Genomic DNA, 20,032 nt, shown 5'->3' with positions numbered 1-20,032 from the left:
GTAGGATCGCCCGCATGAACAGACAGACGTGGACGGCCGCCGTGTCCGCGTTGCTGTTCGTCATCGCCGCGGCCATCATCGCCATGACGCCGGTGCCGTTCGTGACGTACTCCCCGGGGGCGACCCACGAGCTCCTGTCACCGTCCGGCGGCGAGCCCGTGATCGCGGTCGAGGGCCTCGACACCTTCGAGTCCGCCGGGCAGATGTTGGTCCCCACCGTGAGCATCACGAGGCCCGACGCGCCGATCAGCCTCCCCGAGGTCCTGTACGCGCACTGGGCCCCCGACCGCGAGGTCTACCCCCGCGAGTACGTCTACCCCGCCCGGACGAACGCCACCGACGTGCGCAACCGCGAGGCCCAGCAGATGGCCACCTCGCGGGCGGACGCCGCGGCCGCGGCCCTGCGCGCCGCCGGCATCTCGGTGGAGCAGATCCCCATGGTCCAGTCGGTGGCCAGCACCGGCCCGGCGGCGGACAAGCTGTTCCCCGGCGACTTCGTGGTCGCGATCGACGACACGCCGACGCCGACGGTCGCGGCCGTGCGCGAGGCGATCGAGAAGCGCGGCATCGGCCAGTCGGTGATGTTCACCGTGCGCCGCGACCGCACCGAGCGGGTCGTCGCGATCGACACGGCGGCGTCCAAGACCCAGGCTGGCGTCCCGGTCTGGGGCGGCAACCTGGTCATGGGCTACTCCTACGCCCCGCGCATCGACATCCGCCTCGACCCGGCACTCGGCGGCTCGAGCGCGGGCCTCATGATGGCGCTGGCTGTCTTCGAGCGCGTCACGCCCGGCGACATGGCGGGGGACCGCGTCGTGGCCGGCACCGGTGCCATCGACGGCGCCGGGACGGTCACCGCGGTCGCCGGCATCCGTGAGAAGCTGGCCAGCGCCGAGCGCGCGCAGGCTGACGTGTTCCTCGTGCCCGACGCGAACTGCAGCGACCTGGCCGGCGTGCAGTCCCGCGTCCGCGTCGTCAGCGTGGGCACGCTCGAGGACGCGATCGCCTCGCTCGACCTGCTGAACGACCCGGCCAACGAACACCTCGTGAAGGGATGTGCATGACCGACGACGCCCTGGTGGCAGCCCTGATGGAGATCGAGCGCCACGTGTCCCACGGGGGGTGGGACCAGCCGGCGCGGCTGTTCGCCCTCGTGCCGACCGCCGAGCTGGTGGCCGCCGAGCCGTCGCTGGCCGAGCAGGTCGCCCGGGTCGACGACCTCCCCGACGGTGCGCTGAGTTCCATCGAGCAGGACGGCTTCCGCACCGGCGCCGACCTGGTCGATGACCTGGACCGCATCACGTGGCCGGCGACCGTGCACGGCTGCGCGCTGGCCGTCGAACGACTGTTCGTCCCCCCGCACCTGGAGGCCGACATCCCGGACGACCCCGAGGCCGCGGCGTCCTTCGTCGCCGAGCACCCCGAGCGCCGTGACGTCCGCGTCGTGGTGGGGGTCACCCGGGCGGGCACGCGCTACGGCGTGGCACGCCTGCGCAGCAACCCCGAAGACCTCCTGGCCGCGGACGACCTCGTCCCCGGTCTGGGCGACGCCCTCGCCCGCACCCTGTCCGCCTGATCCCCACAGAGGAGCCCGCCGTCGTGCAAGCACCCGCCTCCCCCCGCCGCAGCCCCCTCGTGGTCACTGCGGTCATCCTGGCCGCCGTGCTCGGAGCGTTCCTGCTGTTCTCGGGGATCTGGACCGAGAAGCTCTGGTTCGACTCGATCGGGTTCACCGGCGTGTTCTGGACCCAGCTGGTCACCCGCGCCGTGCTCTTCCTGGTGGGTGCCCTGGTCGTCGGCGGCCTGCTGTGGGTGAACATGGCCCTGGCGTTCCGCAGCCGGCCCCAGCACCGCCGCACGGGCGCCTCCGCCGTCCTCGACCGCTACCGTGACCTGCTCGAGCAGAACGCCCTGGCCGCCCTGGCGCTGCCCGCGGGTGTGTTCGGCTTCATGGCGGGGCTGTCGACCGCGACCCAGACCCTGCCGGTCCTGGGCTGGCTCAACCGGCAGACATCGGGGGTGACCGACCCCACGTTCGGGCTGGACACGACGTTCTTCATGCTCGAGTACCCGGTGTGGCGCCTGGCGGCGTCCCTGCTGATGAGCGGGCTGGTGTTCTCCTTCGTGGCCGCGGCCGCGGTCCACTTCGCCGTCGGCAACCTCGGGGCCGGTCGGGAGCCGGGCCGGCGCGCGACGCGTCCGGCGCTGGTGCACCTGTCGGTGCTCGGCGCGGCCGTGCTCGCGCTCTACGGCCTGCAGAACCTGCTCGACCGCTACGCGCTGGTCCTCGACCAGGGCACGCTGTTCACCGGCCTGCACTACACCGACGACCAGGCGCGGATGAACGCCAAGCTCGTCATCGCGATCATCGCGTTCATCGTCGCGGTGCTGTTCGTCGTGAACATCTTCTGGCAGCGGACGGTCGTGCCCGGCGCGGGCGTGGTGCTCATGGTGGTGTCGAGCCTGATCCTGTCGGCGATCTACCCGATGATCGTCCAGACCCTGCAGGTGCGCCCCAACGAGCCCGACCGCGAGAACGACTACATCGCCATGCACCTCAAGGCGACCAAGCAGGCCTACGGCATCGAGGGCACCGACATCACCGAGTACGAGGCGGTGACGCAGGTCTCGCCCGGCCAGCTGGCCGAGGACGCCGCGGCCCTGCCCGGCATCCGCCTGATGGACCCGCAGGTGATCGGCCCGACGTTCGACCAGCTCCAGCAGGTGCGCGGCTACTACGCGTTCCCCGAGATCCTCGACATCGACCGCTACATGATCGACGAGCAGATGACCGACGTCGTGATCGCGGCCCGCGAGCTGAACCAGGCCAACATCCCCGACCCCAACTGGAACAACATCCACACCGTGTACACCCACGGCCACGGGTTCGTGTCGGCCTACGGCAACCGCCGCCAGGGCAACGGCGAGCCGGTCTGGATCACCCGCGACATCCCGCCGGTGGGCAAGATCGAGGAGGGCCAGTCGCGCATCTACTTCGGTGAGCAGTCCGACAACTTCGCCATCGTCGGGCGCGCCGAGGGCCAGCAGCCGATCGAGCTCGACTCGCCCGGTGGCGCCGAGGGCGGCGGCGAGCAGTACAACGAGTACGACGGCACCGGCGGCGTCCCCATGGGCGACCTGTGGCACCGCCTGCTGTACGCCACCCGCTTCGCCGACATCAACATCCTGCTTTCGGAGCGGGTCAACGAGAACTCGCGCATCCTGTACGACCGCACGCCCAAGCAGCGCGTCGAGAAGGTCGCGCCGTGGCTGACCGTCGACAACAACCTGTACCCGGCGATCGTCGACGGCCGCCTGGTGTGGATCGTGGACGCCTACACGACGTCCGCGACGTACCCCAACAGCCAGCGGGTGCTGCTGCGCGACGCCACCTCGACCACGCAGACGACCGTGCTCGGCGCCCAGCTCGACCAGCCGATCAACTACATGCGCAACTCGGTCAAGGCCGTGGTCGACGCCTACGACGGCACCGTCAAGCTCTACCAGTGGGACGAGGAGGACCCGCTGGTCCGCACGTGGGCCGCCAGCTTCCCCGGCACGGTCACCCCGCGCAGCGAGATCAGCGACGACCTGCTGGCGCACCTGCGCTACCCCGAGGACCTGTTCAAGGTGCAGCGCGAGCTGCTCGGCCGCTACCACGTCGACGACCCGCGCGTCTGGTACGGCGGCACCGACATGTGGCAGGTGCCGGTCGACCCGGTGCAGCAGAACGAGCGGCTGAAGGAGCCGACGTACTACCTGTCGATCAAGTGGCCCACCGACGACGAGCCCGTGTTCAGCCAGACCGCCGTGTTCGTCCCCCAGAACCGCGCCAACCTGGCCAGCTACCTGGCGGTCAACGCCGACGCCTCCAGCGACAAGTACGGCGAGCTGCGCATCCTGCGGATGTCCGACACCCAGCAGATCGACGGGCCCGGCCAGACGCAGAACGCGATCACGCAGAACCCCGAGGTCGCGGCCAAGCTGCTGCCGTACACGCAGACGCGCGGGTCGGCGTCCATCAAGTTCGGCAACCTGCTGACCCTGCCGATGGGCAACGGCCTGCTCTACGTCGAGCCGATCTACACCGAGCGGACCGGCAGCGCCGGCGCCTACCCGGCCCTCACGTTCGTCGTGGTGCGCTTCGGTGAGCACGTCGGCATCGGCAACACGCTGCAGGAGGCGCTCGACCTGGTGTTCCGCGGCGACGCGGGGGCCGAGACGGGCGAGCTGCCGGTCGGCTCGGGTGCGACCCCGCCGCCGACGACGGGGGAGACCCCGGCGCCCACCGAGACGCCCGCCCCCGGCCAGGCGCCCACGGGCGTGGTCGACGAGGCGGCGGCCGTGGCGGCGATGCAGCGGGCCGAGACGGCGTTCACGGACGCCGAGGCGGCCCTGCGCGCGGGCAACCTCGCCGAGTACCAGGCCAAGACCAACGAGGCCAAGGCGGCGCTCGAGGAGGCCATCCGGGCGATGGGCCGCTAGGCCCGCGGCGGGGTGGGCCGGCTCAGATCCACGCCCCGGCGGGCACCACCGTCGGCTCCCACCCGGCGTCGCGCAGGGGCTGCTCGAGGGCGCCCGCGTCGCCGACGACCACCAGCGACCCGGCGTGCACGTCCACGAGGCGCGCGGCGGCCTCGGTCGCGGTGTCGGGGGTGACCGCGCGGTAGGCGTCCAGCTGGCGGCCGACGTGGTCGGCGTCCAGGCCGGCCGCGATCAGGCTCAGGACCCCGAGGGTCACCCCGGGGGCCGTCGCGTAGCGGAGCGGGCTCGTCCCGACGAGGTAGTCGCGGGCACGCGCCACCTCGTCGGCGGTGATCGGCTCGGCCGCCACGTCCAGGAGCTGGGGCATCAGGGCGAGCGCCTCGCCGACGACCTCGTTGCGGAACGAGCCGTGCGTGGAGGTGTACCCGCCGTGGCGGAGCGGGGAGTTGACGAGGCTGACCCCGTAGCTGAACCCCTTCTCCTCGCGCAGCACGCGGTTGAGCCGGCTGAGGTAGGCCCCGCCGAGGGCGTTGGCGGCGACCTGCAGGTTCGCCCAGTCGGCGTGGGCGCGGTCGAGCGTGAACCAGCCCCAGCGGATGTCGGCCTGGACCGACCCCGGCCGGTCGATCAGCCACGCCGCGGGGGCACGGCCGGTCGGCACCTCGTGCCGGGCGGCTGACTGGTCGGGGTTGTCCCAGGACCCGAAGCTGGACGCCACGCAGTCGAGGACGCCGTGGTCGAAGTCGCCGGAGATCACGAGGACCGACCCGCGCGGCCCGTGCGTGGCGGCGTGGTGGGCGCGCACGTCGGCACCGGTGACGGCCTGGAGGCTGCCCGGCATGCCCTGCTTGCCCCGGGAGGCGCGGAAGGCCGGGTCGATGAGGGCGCGGCGCAGCGCGTGGTTGGCCCGGCCCGCACCCGTCGCGAGCTGCTGCTCGAGCTGGGCGGCGTGGAGGAGGCGGTGCCGCTCGACGTCGGCGTCGGCGAGCTGGGGCTGCGTGATCGCCTCGGCCAGGAGCGCCATCGCCTCGGGCAGGCGTGCCCCCGGGACGTCTACCAGCACGTGCGCGTGGCTCTGGCCGACGGCGGCGTCCAGCACCGCCCCGCAGGACTCGACGGCCTCGGTGAAGCTCGTCCCGGGGTGGTCGTGGGTGCCCTCGCTCAGGGTGGACGCCGTGAGCAGCGCCACGCCTTCGAGGTCCTCCGGCTCGCTGGTGAGCGGGACGTCCAGCATGAGGCCGGCCGAGACCACGTACTGGCCGGGCAGGTCGTGGACGATGACGCGCAGACCGTTGTCGAGGGTGAAGCGCTGGCTGCTGGGGAACGACCAGGGCCCGGGCGGGGTGGTCGTCGGGCGGGTCGGCATCGTCACCATTGGTCGGGTCCCATCGGTCCGCGGCGGTACTCCAGCACGGCGCGCTGGTCGGGGCGCAGCCAGGCGCGCGCGGCGTCCCGCACCTCGGCCGCGGTCACGGCCGTGTACTCGACGATGCGGCGGTTCACCCGCCCCGGGTCGCCGAACATCGTGGCGTGCGCGCTGAACAGGTCGGCGCGCGACTCCAGGCGGGCGCACTCGCCCAGCCACTCGCGCTCGAACTGGATGTGGGCCCGCTGCAGCTCGGCGTCGGTCGGCCCGTCGGCGCAGAGCCGCTCGACCTCGTCGCACAGGGCCTGCTCGATCGCGGCGAGGTCGGCGCCGTCGAGCGCGCGGGTGTACGCCAGGGACAGCGAGTTGCCCCAGGCCAGGGGGATGGCCGACGAGCCGGCCCCCGAACAGGTCCCGTCCTCGCGGACGAGGCGTCGGTAGAGCCGCGACGTCTCGCTGCCGCCGAGCACCGTGAGCGCGATGTCGACCGCGTCGGCGAGCCGGGAGCCGCGGGCGGGCGTGCGCCACTGGAGGTACAGCATGTCGGCCGGGACGGGCGCCGTCGCGACCCGACGCGGGACGCCGGCGTGCGGCGGCAGCGGGCTCACCCGGGCGCGGGCCGGGACACCGCGGGTGGGGAGGTGCCCGAAGAGGGCCCGGGCCTTGGCCAGCCCGTCCTCGGCGGTGACGTCGCCGACCAGGGTGAGCACGGCGTTGGCGGGGGAGTACCAGCGGGTGAAGAAGGCGTGGGTGTCGTCGAGCGAGGCGGCGTCCAGGTCGGCCATCGAGCCGATGACCGTGTGCCCGTACGGGTGCTCGGGCGGGAACGCCAGGGCCAGCACGTGGTCGATGGTGTCGCCGTAGGGGGCGTTGTCGTAGCGCTGGCGCTTCTCCTCCTTGACCACCTCGCGCTGGGTGTCGAGGTTCTCCTGGGTCAGGGCGGGCAGGAGGTTGGCCATCCGGTCGGCCTCGAGCCACAGGGCCAGGTCCAGCACGCCGGTCGGCACGGCCTCGAAGTAGTTGGTGCGGTCGAACCACGTGGTCGCGTTGCCGGTGGCCCCGGAGGCCTGCAGGGTGTTGAAGTGCTCGCCGCTGGCGACGTTCTCCGAGCCCTGGAACATGACGTGCTCGAACAGGTGCGCCAGGCCGGTGCGCCCGGGCTGCTCGTCGCGCGAACCCACGTCGTACCAGAGGTTCACCGCGACGAAGGGGACCGCGTGGTCGGGGCTGACCACCACCCGTAGGCCGTTCTCGAGGGTGTGCTCGTGGATCGGGTACCCGAGGGGAACGGCGGTGGTCACCGGGCCAGTCAAGCACATGCGAAAGGGCCCGGATCAGATCCGGGCCCTTCGTGTGTCGTAGCGGGGAGGGGATTTGAACCCCTGACCTCTAGGTTATGAGCCTAGCGAGCTACCGAGCTGCTCCACCCCGCGTTGGTTGCTCGGACCACTTTAGCCCAACCACCGGGGAAGGCCAAATCGGCGACGACACTCACACATAGTCCCCGCGTAGCAGGGTGCTGTGCCTCACAGACTTTCCCCGCGTGAGGGGGTGGGGCCGGCCACGATGGGGTGTGCGGCTTGAGGAGAAGTTGTCGATGAAGGCCAGGGTCGAGGTCACCAAGCGGTACGCGCAGGCGTACGCGGACGCGCCGAAGCAGGGCAAGAGCGTGATCTTGGACCAGGTGGTGGGGGTGACGGGCTGGAACCGTGACCATGCCCGTCAGCAACTCCGCTTGCGGTTGCTGCAGGCGCCGGGACGGGCAGTGGCAACGGTCGCGGTGATCGATCGGCGCAAGACCAAGCCTCGCCGGTACTCCTACGATGCGACCAAGGTCCTGCAACAGGTGTGGGCCACCAGTGGCGGTAGTTGCGGCAAGTACCTGGCTGCCGCGATGGGCGACTGGCTGGACGCGATGGAGGCCGAAGGGTCACTGGTGCCCGGGGTGGAGCACTACCACGACGGGGTCCGTGCCGAGCTCGAGGCCATGTCGGCGGCCACGATCGACCGCTACCTGGCGCCGGCCAAAGCGCGGGACCCGATCCGCGGCAAGACCAGCACCAAGCCCGGGCACCTGTTGCGCCAATCGATCCAGGTACGCAAGGCCGGTGACGAGGTCGAGGGCGAACCCGGGTTCTTCGAGGTCGACACGGTCGCCCATTGCGGGCCCACCCTGAAGGGCGAGTTCGCCAGGAGTGTGAACTTCACCTGCGTGCACACCGGCTGGGTGTACACCCATCCCATCCGGAACAACGCCCGCGTGCACGTGCTGGCCGCTTTCGACGCGTTCGTTGAGGCGGTGCCGTTCGCCGTGACGGGCATCGATTGCGACAACGGCTCGGAGTTCATCAACCACCAGATCATCGGCTGGGCCGGTGACCGGGATGTGTTCTTCACCCGATCCCGGCCCTACAAGAGCAACGACCAAGCCACCATCGAGTCCAAGAACGGCCACCTCGTGCGCCGATACGGGTTCTACCACCGCTACGACACCCCGGCCGAACTCGACCTCCTGACCCAGTTGTGGCCCTTGGTCAACGACAGGTTGAACTTCTTCACCCCGACCAAGAAACCCATCGGGTACGGCACCGACAAGCTCGGCCGCCGCAAGCGCCTCTACGACCAGCCCCGCTCCCCCTACCGGCGGCTCCTCGAGGCAGGCGTCCTCAGCCCCGCCCAAGAACACGAACTCGCCGCCTACCGGGCCACCCTCAAACCCACCCGGATCGCCCGGCAGATCACCGAACTCCAAGCCGAACTGACCCGCTTGGCCGCCACCAAGACCCGCCGCCTCGAAGACCAACTCACCTGGCGAGCCCCCGACATCAAAGCCCTCAAGATCCGCGCCGGCTAGACCCCCGTTCCCGGGGAAAAATCTGTGAGGCACACGCCCCATCAGCCGGGGACTTGACTATGAGGCACCACGATCGGCCGCCCGTTGATGCGTGGAGTAAGCTGTCCGCGCTTGGAGCCAGCGTTGGTCGGGAGGATCGAATGGCGAAGTCAGAGGCCCGCACTGTCGGGGTGCGCACGCGGGGGCGTGCGTTCGCCGCACTCGTGGCTGCGGCCGCGCTCGTGCTCACGGCCTGCACGGCCGGTGGCCAGCAGCTCCCGGCGCCCGCACCGGCGCCCAGCGGGTCGACCGCGGCGCCCACCGAGGCGCCCGCCGGTGAGGCGAGGACCCTCGTCATCGGCGCGACCGCCGAGCCGCAGACGCTCGACCCGACCGCGACGGACGCGGCTGCGGGTCCGCAGGCGCTGCTCTACAACGTCTTCGAGACGCTGATCCGCCTCGACTCGGCCGGCGAGCTCAAGCCGCTCCTGGCCCAGGCATGGGACGTCACCCCCGACCGCCTGACCTACACCTTCCGGCTGAACCCGTCGGCCAAGTTCTCCGACGGGTCGCCCGTGGATGCCGACGCGGTCGTCGCGAACATCGAGCGGATCCGGACGGGCACGGTCGCCCCCAAGCTGAAGCGGGCCATGGAGGTCGTCGCGAGCACCGAGGCGGTCGACGCGCAGACGGTGAACGTGGTGCTGAGCCGCCCCAGCGTGACCTGGCTGTTCGACATGGCCGGCGCCGCCGGCATCGTCATGAACCCGACCGGCTTCGCCGACGCCGGTTCCCAGACCGCAGGGTCCGGGCCGCTCACCCTCGACCGCTGGACCCCCGGCGACAGCATCGCCCTGAAGCGCAACGACGCGTACTGGGGGACGCCGACCCGCTTCGACGAGGTCACGTTCCGGTACTTCAAGGACCCGAACGCGATGAACGCCTCGATGCTCTCGGGTCAGCTCGACATCATCTCCAACCTGCAGGCGCCCGAGACGATCGACCAGTTCAGCGACACCAGCCGGTTCACGGTCATCGAGGGCAGCACCGAGGGTGAGGTCACGATGGCGATCAACAACGGCGCCGCCCCCGAGGGCGTGCCCGCGGGGACGGGCAACCCGGCGCTGAAGGACGTACGCGTCCGCAAGGCGATCACCATGGCGATCGACCGCAAGGCGCTGCTCGACACCGTGTGGCACGGCAAGGGCACGCTGATCGGCTCCATGGCCGTCCCGACCGACCCGTACTACGAGGACCTGTCGCAGCTCTACCCGTACGACCCCGAGCAGGCCAAGGCCCTGCTCGCCGAGGCCGGCCAGACCAACCTCACGCTGCGCCTGCGCCCGCCGACGCTGCCGTACGCCACCAAGGCGGCACAGTTCATCGCTTCGCAGCTGGGCGCCGTGGGCATCACCGTCCAGGTCGAGGAGCTCCAGTTCCCGCGCCAGTGGATCGACACCGCGATGACCAACGCCGACTACGACCTGACCATCGTGGCGCACGTCGAGCCGCGTGACGTCCTGACCTACGCCAACCCCGCGTTCTACTGGCGCTACGACAACCCGGCGGTCCAGGAGGCCGTGAAGAAGGGCACCGAGGGCACGGTGGAGGAGTACACCACCGAGCTGCGCACGGCCGCTCGGCTGATCGCCGAGGACGCCGCGTCGGTGTGGCTGTTCGCCCTGCCCAACCTCGTCGTGACCCAGCACGGGGTGACCGGGGTGGCGGAGAACGCCAACAGCTCGCTCTCGTTCGACGTCACCACGATCGCCAAGGCCTGACACCCGTCGTGGCGCGCCAGGTGGTGGCACGGCTGGGCATCTTCCTGCTCAGCCTCGCAGCCGCCTCCTTCGCGATCTTCGTGATCACCCAGGCGCTGCCCGGCGACGTGGCCGCCGTCATCCTCGGGCACGGCGCCACGCCCGAGCAGCTCGCCGCGAAGCGGGCCGAGCTGGGCACCGACCGGCCGTTCGGCGTCCAGTACCTCGAGTGGGTCGGTGGGCTGCTCACCGGCGACCTCGGCCGCTCCTGGTTCTCGTCGCTGCCGATCTCCACGCTGATCGCACCCCGCCTCGAGGTGACCGGCTCCCTGGTCGTGGGCGGGCTGGCCCTGGCCGTCCTGATCGCGCTCCCGCTCGGGGCCCTGGCCGCGCTCAAGCGGCGCCGCCTCCCCGGCCTGCTCACCTCGGCGGCCGCCCAGGTCGGCATGGCCATCCCGGCCTTCTGGGCCGGCATCCTGCTGGTCTTCGTGTTCGGCGTCCTGCTGCGCTGGCTGCCGCCCAACGGCTACGTCCCCTTCGGGCGCGACCCGGGCCGCTGGGCGTCCCACCTCGTGCTGCCCGTGGTCACGCTGGGGGTGATCCAGGCCGCCGTCCTGGTGCGCTACGTGCGCTCGGCGTTCCTCGAGGTCCTGTCGGAGGACTACTACCGCACCGCGCGCGCCGTCGGGTGGACGAAGGGGCGCGCGCTCGTCCGCCACGGCATCCGCAACGCCGCGCTCTCGCTGGTCACGGTCCTGGGGCTCCAGCTGGCTTCGGTGATCGTGGGGGCGATCGTCATCGAGCGCGTGTTCGTCCTGCCCGGCCTGGGCTCGGCCCTGCTCGACGCGGTCGCGACCAGCGACCTGGTCGTGGTCCGCGGGATCACGATGCTGCTGGTCTTCGCCGTGCTCGTCATCAACGCGGTCGTCGACCTGAGCTACGTGCTGATCGACCCGCGCCTGCGCACCCGGGAGGAGTCGTGAAGCGCGCCGAGCTCTGGGTGGGCCTGGTCCTGGTCACGACCGTGGTGGCCCTGGCCCTGCTGTCCTTCATCTGGACGCCGTTCGACGCGACCGCCGTCGGCTCGGCACCCCGCCTGCAGAACCCGGGGTGGCCGCACGTGCTCGGCACCGACCACATGGGCATCGACACGTTCAGCCGCATCCTGGTGGGCGCCCGCGCGGCCCTGTACGTGGGCATCATCGCGGTCGGCATCGCGGCGCTGGTCGGCGTCCCGCTCGGCATCCTCGCGGCGTGGCTTCCCCGCTGGGGGGCCGAGGTAATGATGCGGGCGACCGACGTCGCCTACGCGTTCCCGGCGCTCCTGCTCGCCATCCTGCTGGCGGCCGTGTTCGGGGCGTCCACCGAGACGGCCATGGTGGCGATCGGCATCGCCACGATCCCCGCGTTCATCCGGGTCACGCGCGCGGGCGCGCTGTCGGTGCTGGCGTCCGACTATGTGCTGGCCGCGCGCGCCTCCGGCACGCCGGTCCCGGCCATCGCGGTGCGCCACGTGCTGCCCAACGTCGCCCACCTGATCGGGGTGCAGGCGTCGGTGAGCTTCGCGATGGCGATCCTCGCCGAGGCCGCGCTGTCCTACCTCGGGCTGGGCACCCCGCCCACCGTGCCGTCGTGGGGCCGCATGCTGGGCGACGCCCAGACCTACCTGTTCAGCCACCCCGCCCAGGCCGTGTGGCCCGGCCTCGCCATCGCCGCCGCCGTGCTGGGGTTCAACCTCGTCGGCGACGGCCTGCGCGACTTCCTCGACCCGAAGCTGCGGGAGGTCGCATGACCGCCACGAACGGCCCCGGCGCCACCCTGGCGGTCCGCGACCTGTCGATCGCGTTCGGCCGGCAAAAGCCCGTCGTGCGCGGCCTCGACCTCGACCTCGCCCCGGGCCAGCGCCTGGGCATCATCGGGGAGTCCGGTTCGGGCAAGACCGTCACCGCGTTGGCGATCATGGGCCTGCTGCCCGAGAACGCCCGTGTGAGCGGCTCCATCCGCCTCGACGGGCGCGAGCTCGTGGGGCTGAGCGACCGTGCGCTGTCCCGCCTGCGCGGCGACCAGATGGGCATGATCTTCCAGGAGCCCATGACCGCCCTGGACCCGACCATGACCGCCGGTCGGCAGGTCGCCGAGGTCTTCCGGCTGCACCGCGACCGCGACGCCGGGCGCGCCCGCGCCGCCGTCCTCGAGGTGCTCGGCGCCGTCGGGTTCGACGACCCCGAGCGGATCGCCGACAGCTACCCCCACCAGCTCTCGGGCGGCCAACGGCAGCGCGTCGTCACCGCCATGGCGCTGGTCAACCGGCCCGACCTCGTCATCTGCGACGAGCCCACCACGGCCCTCGACGTGACCGTCCAGGCGACGGTCCTGCGGGTCCTCGACGAGGTGCTGGACGCCGTGGGCGCCAGTTGCCTGTTCATCAGCCACGACCTGGCCGTGGTCTCGCAGATCTGCTCCGACGTCGTCGTGATGCTCGACGGCGAGGTCGTGGAGCGCGGCACTGCCGACCAGGTCTTCAACGAGCCCCGGCACCCGTACGCCGCGGGCCTGGTCGCCACCGCCCGCCTCGACCTGCTCGAGCCCGGAACCCGCCTGCCCACCGTCGCCGACCACGTGCGGAGGGACCGATGAGCCTGTACGAGGTCGAGAACCTGACCCGCGTCTACAGCAGCGGCCCGCGCCGGGTCGTGGCCCTCGACGACGTGAGCCTCACCGTCGAGCGTGGCCAGCGCCTGGGCATCGTGGGGGAATCCGGCTCCGGAAAGTCCACCCTGATCCGGCTGATGGCCTCGCTGGACCGGCCCACCTCGGGGGAGGTGCGGTTCGACGGCCGTGTGGTCTCGGGGGTGCCCGAGCGGCGCCTGGGCTTCCTGCGCGCCTCGGTGCAGCTGGTCCTGCAGGACCCGCGCAGTTCGCTGAACCCCCGCATGAACGTGGGCGACATCGTCGCCGAGCCGCTGCGCAGCCCGATCATCCGGCGCGAGCGCGGCGACCTCGACCCGCGCGCACGCGTGGCCGAGGTGCTGGACGCCGTGGGCCTGCCGGTCGACGCCGCCCGGCGCTACCCCCACGAGTTCTCCGGCGGCCAGCGCCAGCGCATCGCGATCGCCCGGGCGCTCGCCCCGTCCCCCGAGGTGCTGATCGCCGACGAGGCGGTCTCGGCGCTCGACGTGTCGGTGCGCGCCCAGGTGCTCAACCTGCTGATGGGGCTCGTCGACGAGCTGAGCCTGACCCTGCTGTTCGTGAGCCACGACCTGGCCGTGGTCCGGCACGTCTGCCCCGACGCGGTCGTCATGCAGGCGGGCCGGATCGTCGAGGCCGGTCCCACCCAGCGGCTGTTCAGCGAGCCCGAGCACCCCTACACCGCCCGACTGGTGGCCGCGATCCCCACCTTCCGCGCCCGGCCGTAGAATCCCCCGGGTGAAGGCGCTCCTGCTCGAGAACATCCACCCGTCCGGCATCAAGCTGTTGACCGAGAAGGGCTACGACGTCGAGACGCTGCCGAGCGCGCTCGGTGAGGACGACCTGATCGCCGCGCTGCAGGGTGTCGACCTGCTCGGCATCCGGTCCAACACGATGCTGACCAAGCGGGTGTTCGAGTCGGCCCCGCAGCTCAAGGCGGTGGGCGCGTTCTGCATCGGCACGAACCAGATCGCGCTCGACGAAGCCACCGCCCGCGGCGTGGCGGTGTTCAACGCCCCCTACAGCAACACCCGCTCGGTGGTGGAGCTCGCGATCGGCGAGATCATCGCGATGGCGCGCCACCTGACCGACCACAACGCGCGCATGCACGCCGGTGAGTGGGTGAAGTCGGCCAAGGGGTCCCACGAGATCCGCGGACGGTCGCTGGGCATCGTCGGCTATGGCAACATCGGCTCGCAGCTGTCGGTGGTTGCCGAGTCGCTGGGCATGAGCGTCTACTTCTACGACATCGTCGATCGGCTCGCGCTGGGCAACGCCCGCCGGATGGGCTCGCTGGAGGAGCTCCTGGCCACCGCCGAGACCATCTCGCTGCACGTCGACGGCCGGGCGGGCAACCGCGGCCTGTGGGGCGACGCCGAGTTCCAGATGATGCGCCCCCGCTCGCTGTTCCTGAACCTGTCGCGCGGCTTCGTCGTCGACACCGAGGCGCTCAAGCGCCACCTCGACTCGGGCCACATCGCCGGGGCGGCCATCGACGTGTTCGAGACCGAGCCGAAGAAGAACGGCCCCTACTTCACCAGCCCGCTGCGCGGCACCCCGAACGTGATCCTGACCCCGCACGTGGCCGGCTCCACCGAGGAGGCGCAGGAGAACATCGGCTCCTTCGTGGCCGGCAAGCTGGCCGACTACTCCGAGAACGGCTCCACGGTGCTGTCGGTCAACCTGCCCGCCGTCGCCGCGCAGGGCCCCGGCGCGCGCCGGATCATGCACCTGCACCAGAACGTGCCCGGCGTGCTGGCCAAGATCAACACCATCCTGGCCGAGCACGGCACCAACATCGACGGGCAGACCCTCGCCACCCGCGGGCACGTCGGCTACGTCGTGCTCGACATCGGCGGCGAGGTCACCGACGCGGTCGTCGAGGCCCTCACCGCGATGCCCGAGGCCATCCGCGTCGAGGTGCGCTGACGCCGCTCAGGGGGTCAGGCGCCCGAGGTCGACCGTGGGCTCGGACGGCGTGAGCCGGCCGACGACCAGGTCGTGCAGGCGGCCGTTGGTGGCCAGGGCGCCGGGGCCCACCGGCCCCGGGACGCCGTCCAGGTTCGTGAAGCGACCGCCGGCCTCGGTGACGATCGGGACCAGGGCGGCCATGTCGTACAGGGCCAGGTCGGGCTCGCAGGCGATGTCGACCGCGCCCTCGGCCACGAGCATGTAGCTCCAGAAGTCGCCGTAGGCGCGGGTCCGCCAGGACTCGCGCATCAGGTCGACGAACTCCTGCCCGCGCCCGGAGGAGACCCAGCCCCCGATCGAGCTGTAGGACAGCGACGCGTCCTCCACGGCGTCCACCCCCGAGACCTGCAGCCGCGTGGCCGAGGCGAGCGTCTTGCCGGTGAACGCCCCGCCGCCCTTCGAGGCCCACCAGCGGCGCTGCAGCGCCGGGGCCGACACCATGCCCACCACGACCTCGTCGCCGTCCATGAGCCCGATGAGCGTGGCCCAGACCGGGACGCCGCGCACGAAGTTGCGCGTGCCGTCGATCGGGTCGATGATCCAGCGCCGCGGCCCGTGGCCGGTGTCCTGCCGCTCCTCGCCGTGCACGGCGTCGCGCGGCCGGGCCCGCTTCAGGGTGGCGCGCAGGGCGTCCTCGACGGCGAGGTCGGCGTCGGTGACCTCGGTCAGGTCGGGCTTCGCGCTCACCTGCAGGTCCAGCGCCTTCCACCGCGCCATGGTGAGCGCGTCGGCGTTGTCGGCGAGCACGTGCGCCAGCCGCACGTCGTCCACGTAGGAGGTCTCGGGCATGCGCTCACCCTAGCGGCGCACCGTGGGCGCCGGATCAGTCCCACGCGGGCGGGCTCGTCCAGACCTTCTCCATGCGGCGGAACGACTCCAGCCGCTCGGGGCGCAGGTCGCCCCGGGCGACGGCCTCGTCGAGCGCGCACTCGGGCGCGGTGGAGTCGTGCTGGCAGCCGCGCGGGCAGTCGGCGACGAGGGCGGCCAGGTCGTCGAACGCCGCCAGGATCGTGTCCGTGGTCACGTGCGACAGCCCGAACGACCGGACGCCCGGGGTGTCGATCACCCAGCCACCCGGCTCGGGGAGCTCGAGGGCGATCGCGGACGTGGAGGTGTGCCGCCCCCGCCCGGTCACCTCGTTGACGTGCCCGATCGCGCGGCCCGCGTCGGGGATCAGCGCGTTGACCAGCGTGGATTTGCCCACGCCGGAGTGCCCGACGAAGACGGTCCGGTGGCCGGCCAGGAGGTCGCGCAGCTCGGTCAGGTCGGCGCCGGGCTGGACCACCACGGCGTCCACGTCGAGGCCGGCGTAGGCGGCCAGCAGTCGGTCGGGAGCGGCGAGGTCGGCCTTGGTGAGGACCAGCAGCGGGCGCAGGCCCGCGTCGAAGCTGGCCACGAGGATCCGGTCGATCATGCCCATCCGCGGCGGCGGGTCGGCCAGCGCGGTGACGATCGCGAGCTGGTCGGCGTTGGCGACGATCGGGCGCTCGTGCGGGTCGTCGTCGTCGGCCGTGCGTCGCAGGACGGTCTCGCGCTCGACCACCTCGACGATGCGGGCCAAGGTGCCCTCGTCGCCGGTGGTGTCGCCCACGACCCGGACGCGGTCGCCCACGATGACGCCCTTGCGGCCCAGCGCGCGGGCCTTGGTGGCCAGGACGCGGCGGTGGCCGGCGTCGTTGTCGAGGTCGACCGAGTACCGGCCGCGGTCGACCGTGATCACCAGCCCGACCTCGGCGTCGGAGTAGTCGGGGCGGTCCTTGGTGCGGGGGCGCGTGCGGCGCGGGGGCCGGCCGTAGCCGTCGTGCTCGTCGCGCGACCAGGCGCGGCTGCTCACGGGGCCACCAGCCCCGACCACAGGCCGGGGAAGTCGGCCATGGTCTTGGTGGTGGACCCCACGTCGTCGAGCTCGACCCCGGCCACGGCCAGGCCGAGGACGGCGCCGGCGTGGGCCATGCGGTGGTCGGCGTAGCAGCCCCACACCCCACCGGTGAGCGGCCCGGGCACGATGGCCAGGCCGTCGGGGGTCTGGTGCACGCCCGCCCCGCGGGCGCGCAGCTCGGTCTCGAGGGCGGCAAGCCGGTCGGTCTCGTGCCCGCGCACGTGCGCGACGCCGCGGATCGAGCCGGGGCCGTCGGCCAGCGCCAGCAGGGCCGCGGCGATGCAGGTGAGCTCGCTGGCGTCGGTGAGGTCCAGGTCGGCCCCGCGCACGACGCCGGTGCCGGTCACGGTGACGCTGTCGCCGTCGCGGGTGACGGTGCCGCCGAGGGCCTCCAGCGTGCCCAGGATCGCGTCGGCGGCCTGCAGGGTGTGCCGGGGCCACGCGACGGTGACGGAGCCGCCCGTGGGCAGGGCTGCGGCCAGGAAGACCGCCGCGTTGACCAGGTCGGGCTCGATCGCCTCATCGCGTGCCGCGATGGGCCCAGGGGCCACGCGCCAGGAGGCGTCACCGACGGCCTCGGCGTCGACGCCCCGGTCGCGCAGCATCGCCAGGGTGAGGCCGATGTGCGGTCGGGACGGGACGGCGCCGCCCCGGTGGTGGACGACCAGCCCGGCGTCGAAGCGGGCGGCCGCCAGCAGGAGGCCGGAGACGAACTGGCTGGAGCCGGAGGCGTCGATGGTGGCCTCGCCCCCGGGCACCGAGCCGGTGCCGCGGACCGTGAAGGGCAGCGCGTCGCCCTCGATCTGGACCCCCGCCTGGCGCAGGCCGTCGAGGAGGGGGGCGATGGGTCGCACTTCGGCCTCCCGGTCGCCGGTGAACGGGGTGACGCCGTCGGCCAGGGCGGCCAGGGGCGGGACGAAGCGCATGATGGTCCCGGCCAGGCCGACGTCCACCGCGCCGGCGGCGAACCGGGCGGGGGGCGTGACGGTGACCGAGGCGTCCGGGTGGTCGGTGAAGCCGACGCCCAGCGACCCTAGCGCGGTGCGCATCAGCCGGGTGTCGCGGGCCTCGAGCACCCCCGACAGCGTCGACGGGCCGTCGGCGAGGGCGGCCAGCACGAACGCGCGTGCCGTGGCCGACTTCGAGCCCGGTATGGTGACCCGGCCGCGTACCGGACCCCCCGCGGTGGGGGCGACCCAGCGGGTCACGAGACGCGCGGGGTCACGGAAGGGCGCCCTCGATGGTCTTGCGGGCGATCCGGGCCTGCAGTTGGGCCTCGCGCTTGTAGCGCTTGATGTCCTTGGCGAGCGCGCGGCCGGTGTTGCCGGTCTCGCGGGCCACGAACTTCGCGGTGCGGTCGGCCTCGCGGGCCAGGCGCTTGCGGCTGTCGGAGGCGCGCCACAGCAGGCTGGGCTGGCCGGCCGTGTCCTGGGACACCACGAGGGCAGCACCCAGCAGGGCCAGGTTGCGCAGGAAGACGCTGCGGATCGAGTTCTTCTCGGCCGGCGTCGCACCCCGCGGGTCGGCAGCGAGCACGTGCGGCAGCATGGACGCGGCGGCGAGGTAGGCGCCGCCCCGGCGGCCGATGCCGGTGGCCATGCCGAGCCCGCCGAGCACCGACGCGACGCCGTTGAGGCGCACGAGGGTCTCCGGGTCCTCCGGCACGTAGGCCGAGGCCTCGGGCGGCAGGGTCCGCTGGGCGAGGGGCACGAACCGCTGGGCGATGGGCTCAGCGGCGGTGGCGAACTGGGCCGGGTCCTTCACGGCCTTGGCGCCCTGGACGATGAAGAAGCCACCCAGGAGCAGGCGGCCGATTCCGCGCACGAGATTCATGTGCCATTCCTACCACGGGCGACAAGGCACGGGAACAAAGTGGTGGGCGCCGGTGTTGATTCCGGCATGGCAAGCAGCGCGACCGTGGTGTCCCCGGGCACGGGGCGGCACGCCCCGAGGTCTTCGGCGGTACTCTCGTATGCGATGAACCTGCCGAGCACCGACGCACCCGACGAGGTCGACGTCGCCACCGAGACCCCGCAGGAGCGGTCCGCCCGCTTCGAGCGTGACGCCCTGCCGTACCTCGACCAGCTCTACGGCGCCGCGCTGCGGATGGCGCGCAACCCCGCCGACGCCGAGGACGTGGTGCAGGAGGCGTACGCGAAGGCCTTCGCGTCCTTCCACCAGTTCAAGCCGGGCACGAACCTGAAGGCCTGGCTGTACCGCATCCTCACCAACACCTACATCAACAGCTATCGCAAGAAGCAGCGCCAGCCCCAGGAGGGGTTCGGCGAGGACATCGAGGACTGGCAGCTGGCCGCGGCCGAGAAGCACACCTCGACGGGCCTGCGCTCGGCCGAGATGGACGCCCTGGACCGGATGCCCGACTCGGTGGTCACCGACGCGATGGGCCAGCTGGCCCCCGACTTCCGGATGGCGGTCTACCTCGCCGACGTCGAGGGCTTCTCCTACAAGGAGATCGCCGAGATCATGGGCACGCCGATCGGCACCGTGATGTCGCGCCTCAACCGCGGTCGCACCCAGCTGCGCAAGCTGCTGGCCGACCACGCCGCCTCGCTCGGGATCGGGACGGGGGACCGCGATGCGTGAGATCGACTGCAGCACCGTGGAGCAGAAGGTGCACCAGTTCCTGGACGGGGAGCTGACCGAGCGCGAGGCCGACGACCTGCGCCACCACATCGACGCGTGCGCCCACTGCCTCGACGAGACCGACCTGATCGACGCGCTGAAGAAGCTCGTCAAGCGCTCCTGCGCGTGCCCGCCGGCCCCGGCGGCGCTCCGCCTGCGGATCGTCACCCAGATCCAGTCGGTGACCGTCACCCGCTTCGAGTTCTGACCAGACGCTCGGACGCCCCCACCGGTATCGGTGGGGGCGTCCGTCGCTTCGGGTACAGCTACCGTGCCTCAGGCGTTGGGGCGCTTGCCGTGGTTCGCCTTGTTCTTCTTGCGTGCGCGGCGCTTGCGTCCGGTCTTGCCCATAGGAGTTCTCCTCACGTCAGTGCGCCGGACGGCGCGAGGACCCATTCTGCCACGGA

General features: G+C 72.1%; 19 protein-coding genes and 1 tRNA gene. 12 read left to right on the top strand and 8 right to left on the bottom strand.

The features are described from left to right. Window positions 1-14: 14 nt before the first annotated feature. Genes J4N02_RS09350 through J4N02_RS09340 form a run of 3 tightly spaced genes read left to right on the top strand, consistent with a single transcriptional unit; the run spans window position 15 to window position 4,485 of the window. The gene (locus tag J4N02_RS09350) at window positions 15-1,064 is read left to right on the top strand and encodes a PDZ domain-containing protein (RefSeq protein ID WP_188334644.1); all 1,050 of its coding nucleotides are present in this window, start codon (window positions 15-17) and stop codon (window positions 1,062-1,064) included. Next, window positions 1,061-1,576, top strand: a complete 516-nt coding sequence (locus J4N02_RS09345; protein WP_375539374.1) for a PPA1309 family protein — start codon at window positions 1,061-1,063, stop codon at window positions 1,574-1,576. The genes J4N02_RS09350 and J4N02_RS09345 overlap by 4 nt, the downstream gene beginning before the upstream one ends. 23 nt (window positions 1,577-1,599) lie before the next feature. Further along, entirely contained in the window at window positions 1,600-4,485 is a 2,886-nt protein-coding gene (locus tag J4N02_RS09340; RefSeq protein ID WP_188334646.1) for a UPF0182 family protein, read from the top strand. Between the two features lie 22 nt (window positions 4,486-4,507). Here J4N02_RS09340 and J4N02_RS09335 read toward each other — a convergent pair whose 3' ends face one another. The 3 genes from J4N02_RS09335 to J4N02_RS09325 all read right to left on the bottom strand — a co-directional run bounded on the left by J4N02_RS09335 (window position 4,508) and on the right by J4N02_RS09325 (window position 7,284). Continuing rightward, the gene (locus tag J4N02_RS09335; RefSeq protein WP_182817733.1) at window positions 4,508-5,851 is read right to left on the bottom strand and encodes a pitrilysin family protein; all 1,344 of its coding nucleotides are present in this window, start codon (window positions 5,849-5,851) and stop codon (window positions 4,508-4,510) included. 2 nt (window positions 5,852-5,853) lie between these two features. Next, window positions 5,854-7,152, bottom strand: coding sequence for a pitrilysin family protein (locus tag J4N02_RS09330; RefSeq protein WP_243760766.1), 1,299 nt, complete (start codon window positions 7,150-7,152; stop codon window positions 5,854-5,856). Window positions 7,153-7,210: 58 nt separating this feature from the next. After that, window positions 7,211-7,284 (bottom strand) — tRNA-Met (locus J4N02_RS09325). A 164-nt stretch (window positions 7,285-7,448) separates the two neighbouring features. Here J4N02_RS09325 and J4N02_RS09320 point away from each other — a divergent pair. The 7 genes from J4N02_RS09320 (at window position 7,449) to serA (ending at window position 15,061) form a co-directional block, all read left to right on the top strand. Beyond that, complete coding sequence (locus tag J4N02_RS09320; protein WP_208090919.1) at window positions 7,449-8,705, top strand: DDE-type integrase/transposase/recombinase; 1,257 nt, start codon at window positions 7,449-7,451, stop codon at window positions 8,703-8,705. 140 nt (window positions 8,706-8,845) lie between these two features. Continuing rightward, a complete protein-coding gene (locus J4N02_RS09315) occupies window positions 8,846-10,465 on the top strand; it encodes an ABC transporter substrate-binding protein (RefSeq protein WP_188334755.1) in 1,620 nt (539 codons plus the stop codon). An 8-nt stretch (window positions 10,466-10,473) separates the two neighbouring features. After that, on the top strand, window positions 10,474-11,427 hold the full coding sequence (locus J4N02_RS09310) for an ABC transporter permease (RefSeq protein ID WP_182815263.1): 954 nt from the start codon (window positions 10,474-10,476) through the stop codon (window positions 11,425-11,427). Continuing rightward, window positions 11,424-12,236 carry an ABC transporter permease gene (locus J4N02_RS09305; RefSeq protein ID WP_188334756.1) on the top strand — a complete coding sequence of 271 codons (813 nt, stop codon included), beginning with the start codon at window positions 11,424-11,426 and terminating at the stop codon, window positions 12,234-12,236. The genes J4N02_RS09310 and J4N02_RS09305 overlap by 4 nt, the downstream gene beginning before the upstream one ends. After that, window positions 12,233-13,081: an ABC transporter ATP-binding protein gene (locus tag J4N02_RS09300; protein ID WP_188334757.1), complete on the top strand. Its 849-nt coding sequence runs from the start codon at window positions 12,233-12,235 to the stop codon at window positions 13,079-13,081. Before J4N02_RS09305 ends, J4N02_RS09300 begins: the two co-directional genes overlap by 4 nt. Further along, the gene (locus J4N02_RS09295; protein ID WP_188334758.1) at window positions 13,078-13,860 is read left to right on the top strand and encodes an ABC transporter ATP-binding protein; all 783 of its coding nucleotides are present in this window, start codon (window positions 13,078-13,080) and stop codon (window positions 13,858-13,860) included. The genes J4N02_RS09300 and J4N02_RS09295 overlap by 4 nt, the downstream gene beginning before the upstream one ends. A 10-nt stretch (window positions 13,861-13,870) precedes the next feature. Beyond that, complete coding sequence (gene serA, locus J4N02_RS09290) at window positions 13,871-15,061, top strand: phosphoglycerate dehydrogenase (protein WP_188334759.1); 1,191 nt, start codon at window positions 13,871-13,873, stop codon at window positions 15,059-15,061. Window positions 15,062-15,067: 6 nt separating this feature from the next. Here serA and J4N02_RS09285 read toward each other — a convergent pair whose 3' ends face one another. Genes J4N02_RS09285 through J4N02_RS09270 form a run of 4 tightly spaced genes read right to left on the bottom strand, consistent with a single transcriptional unit; the run spans window position 15,068 to window position 18,815 of the window. Next, window positions 15,068-15,892: an inositol monophosphatase family protein gene (locus tag J4N02_RS09285; protein WP_188334760.1), complete on the bottom strand. Its 825-nt coding sequence runs from the start codon at window positions 15,890-15,892 to the stop codon at window positions 15,068-15,070. 34 nt (window positions 15,893-15,926) lie between these two features. Beyond that, entirely contained in the window at window positions 15,927-16,937 is a 1,011-nt protein-coding gene (gene rsgA / locus J4N02_RS09280; RefSeq protein ID WP_188334761.1) for a ribosome small subunit-dependent GTPase A, read from the bottom strand. Beyond that, window positions 16,934-18,190 (bottom strand): 3-phosphoshikimate 1-carboxyvinyltransferase, encoded by a 1,257-nt coding sequence (gene aroA / locus J4N02_RS09275; protein ID WP_188334762.1) that lies wholly within the window; start codon window positions 18,188-18,190, stop codon window positions 16,934-16,936. Before aroA ends, rsgA begins: the two co-directional genes overlap by 4 nt. A 13-nt stretch (window positions 18,191-18,203) precedes the next feature. After that, entirely contained in the window at window positions 18,204-18,815 is a 612-nt protein-coding gene (locus J4N02_RS09270; RefSeq protein ID WP_188334763.1) for a DoxX family membrane protein, read from the bottom strand. A gap of 144 nt (window positions 18,816-18,959) precedes the next feature. Between J4N02_RS09270 and J4N02_RS09265 the strand changes: the two genes are divergently transcribed. Together J4N02_RS09265 and rsrA are read left to right on the top strand one after the other, a co-directional pair. After that, the gene (locus J4N02_RS09265) at window positions 18,960-19,586 is read left to right on the top strand and encodes a sigma-70 family RNA polymerase sigma factor (protein WP_208090918.1); all 627 of its coding nucleotides are present in this window, start codon (window positions 18,960-18,962) and stop codon (window positions 19,584-19,586) included. After that, the gene (gene rsrA / locus J4N02_RS09260; protein ID WP_182815246.1) at window positions 19,579-19,833 is read left to right on the top strand and encodes a mycothiol system anti-sigma-R factor; all 255 of its coding nucleotides are present in this window, start codon (window positions 19,579-19,581) and stop codon (window positions 19,831-19,833) included. The genes J4N02_RS09265 and rsrA overlap by 8 nt, the downstream gene beginning before the upstream one ends. A 68-nt stretch (window positions 19,834-19,901) precedes the next feature. Here the strand turns inward: rsrA and J4N02_RS17410 are convergent, their stop codons facing one another. Then, complete coding sequence (locus tag J4N02_RS17410; protein WP_372727394.1) at window positions 19,902-19,976, bottom strand: 50S ribosomal protein bL37; 75 nt, start codon at window positions 19,974-19,976, stop codon at window positions 19,902-19,904. Between the last annotated feature and the right edge of the window lie 56 nt (window positions 19,977-20,032).

Origin of the sequence: Propioniciclava sp. MC1595 (genome assembly GCF_017569205.1) — a bacterium.
In the GTDB taxonomy this organism is placed as follows: Bacteria; Actinomycetota; Actinomycetes; order Propionibacteriales; family Propionibacteriaceae; genus Propioniciclava.
Note: the sequence above shows the minus strand (reverse complement) of the source record. Positions and strands in the feature narration are given on the sequence as shown.

What these genes read in the sequence shown, in the direction of transcription:
- J4N02_RS09300 (WP_188334757.1), top strand. Translation starts at nt 12,233, where the DNA reads ATGACCGCCACGAACGGCCCCGGCGCCACCCTGGCGGTCCGCGACCTG.
- J4N02_RS09270 (WP_188334763.1), bottom strand. Translation starts at nt 18,815, where the DNA reads ATGAATCTCGTGCGCGGAATCGGCCGCCTGCTCCTGGGTGGCTTCTTC.
- rsrA (WP_182815246.1), top strand. Translation starts at nt 19,579, where the DNA reads ATGCGTGAGATCGACTGCAGCACCGTGGAGCAGAAGGTGCACCAGTTC.
- J4N02_RS09350 (WP_188334644.1), top strand. Translation starts at nt 15, where the DNA reads ATGAACAGACAGACGTGGACGGCCGCCGTGTCCGCGTTGCTGTTCGTC.
- J4N02_RS09345 (WP_375539374.1), top strand. Translation starts at nt 1,061, where the DNA reads ATGACCGACGACGCCCTGGTGGCAGCCCTGATGGAGATCGAGCGCCAC.
- J4N02_RS09285 (WP_188334760.1), bottom strand. Translation starts at nt 15,892, where the DNA reads ATGCCCGAGACCTCCTACGTGGACGACGTGCGGCTGGCGCACGTGCTC.
- J4N02_RS09265 (WP_208090918.1), top strand. Translation starts at nt 18,960, where the DNA reads ATGAACCTGCCGAGCACCGACGCACCCGACGAGGTCGACGTCGCCACC.
- J4N02_RS09295 (WP_188334758.1), top strand. Translation starts at nt 13,078, where the DNA reads ATGAGCCTGTACGAGGTCGAGAACCTGACCCGCGTCTACAGCAGCGGC.
- J4N02_RS09335 (WP_182817733.1), bottom strand. Translation starts at nt 5,851, where the DNA reads ATGCCGACCCGCCCGACGACCACCCCGCCCGGGCCCTGGTCGTTCCCC.
- J4N02_RS09315 (WP_188334755.1), top strand. Translation starts at nt 8,846, where the DNA reads ATGGCGAAGTCAGAGGCCCGCACTGTCGGGGTGCGCACGCGGGGGCGT.
- J4N02_RS09320 (WP_208090919.1), top strand. Translation starts at nt 7,449, where the DNA reads ATGAAGGCCAGGGTCGAGGTCACCAAGCGGTACGCGCAGGCGTACGCG.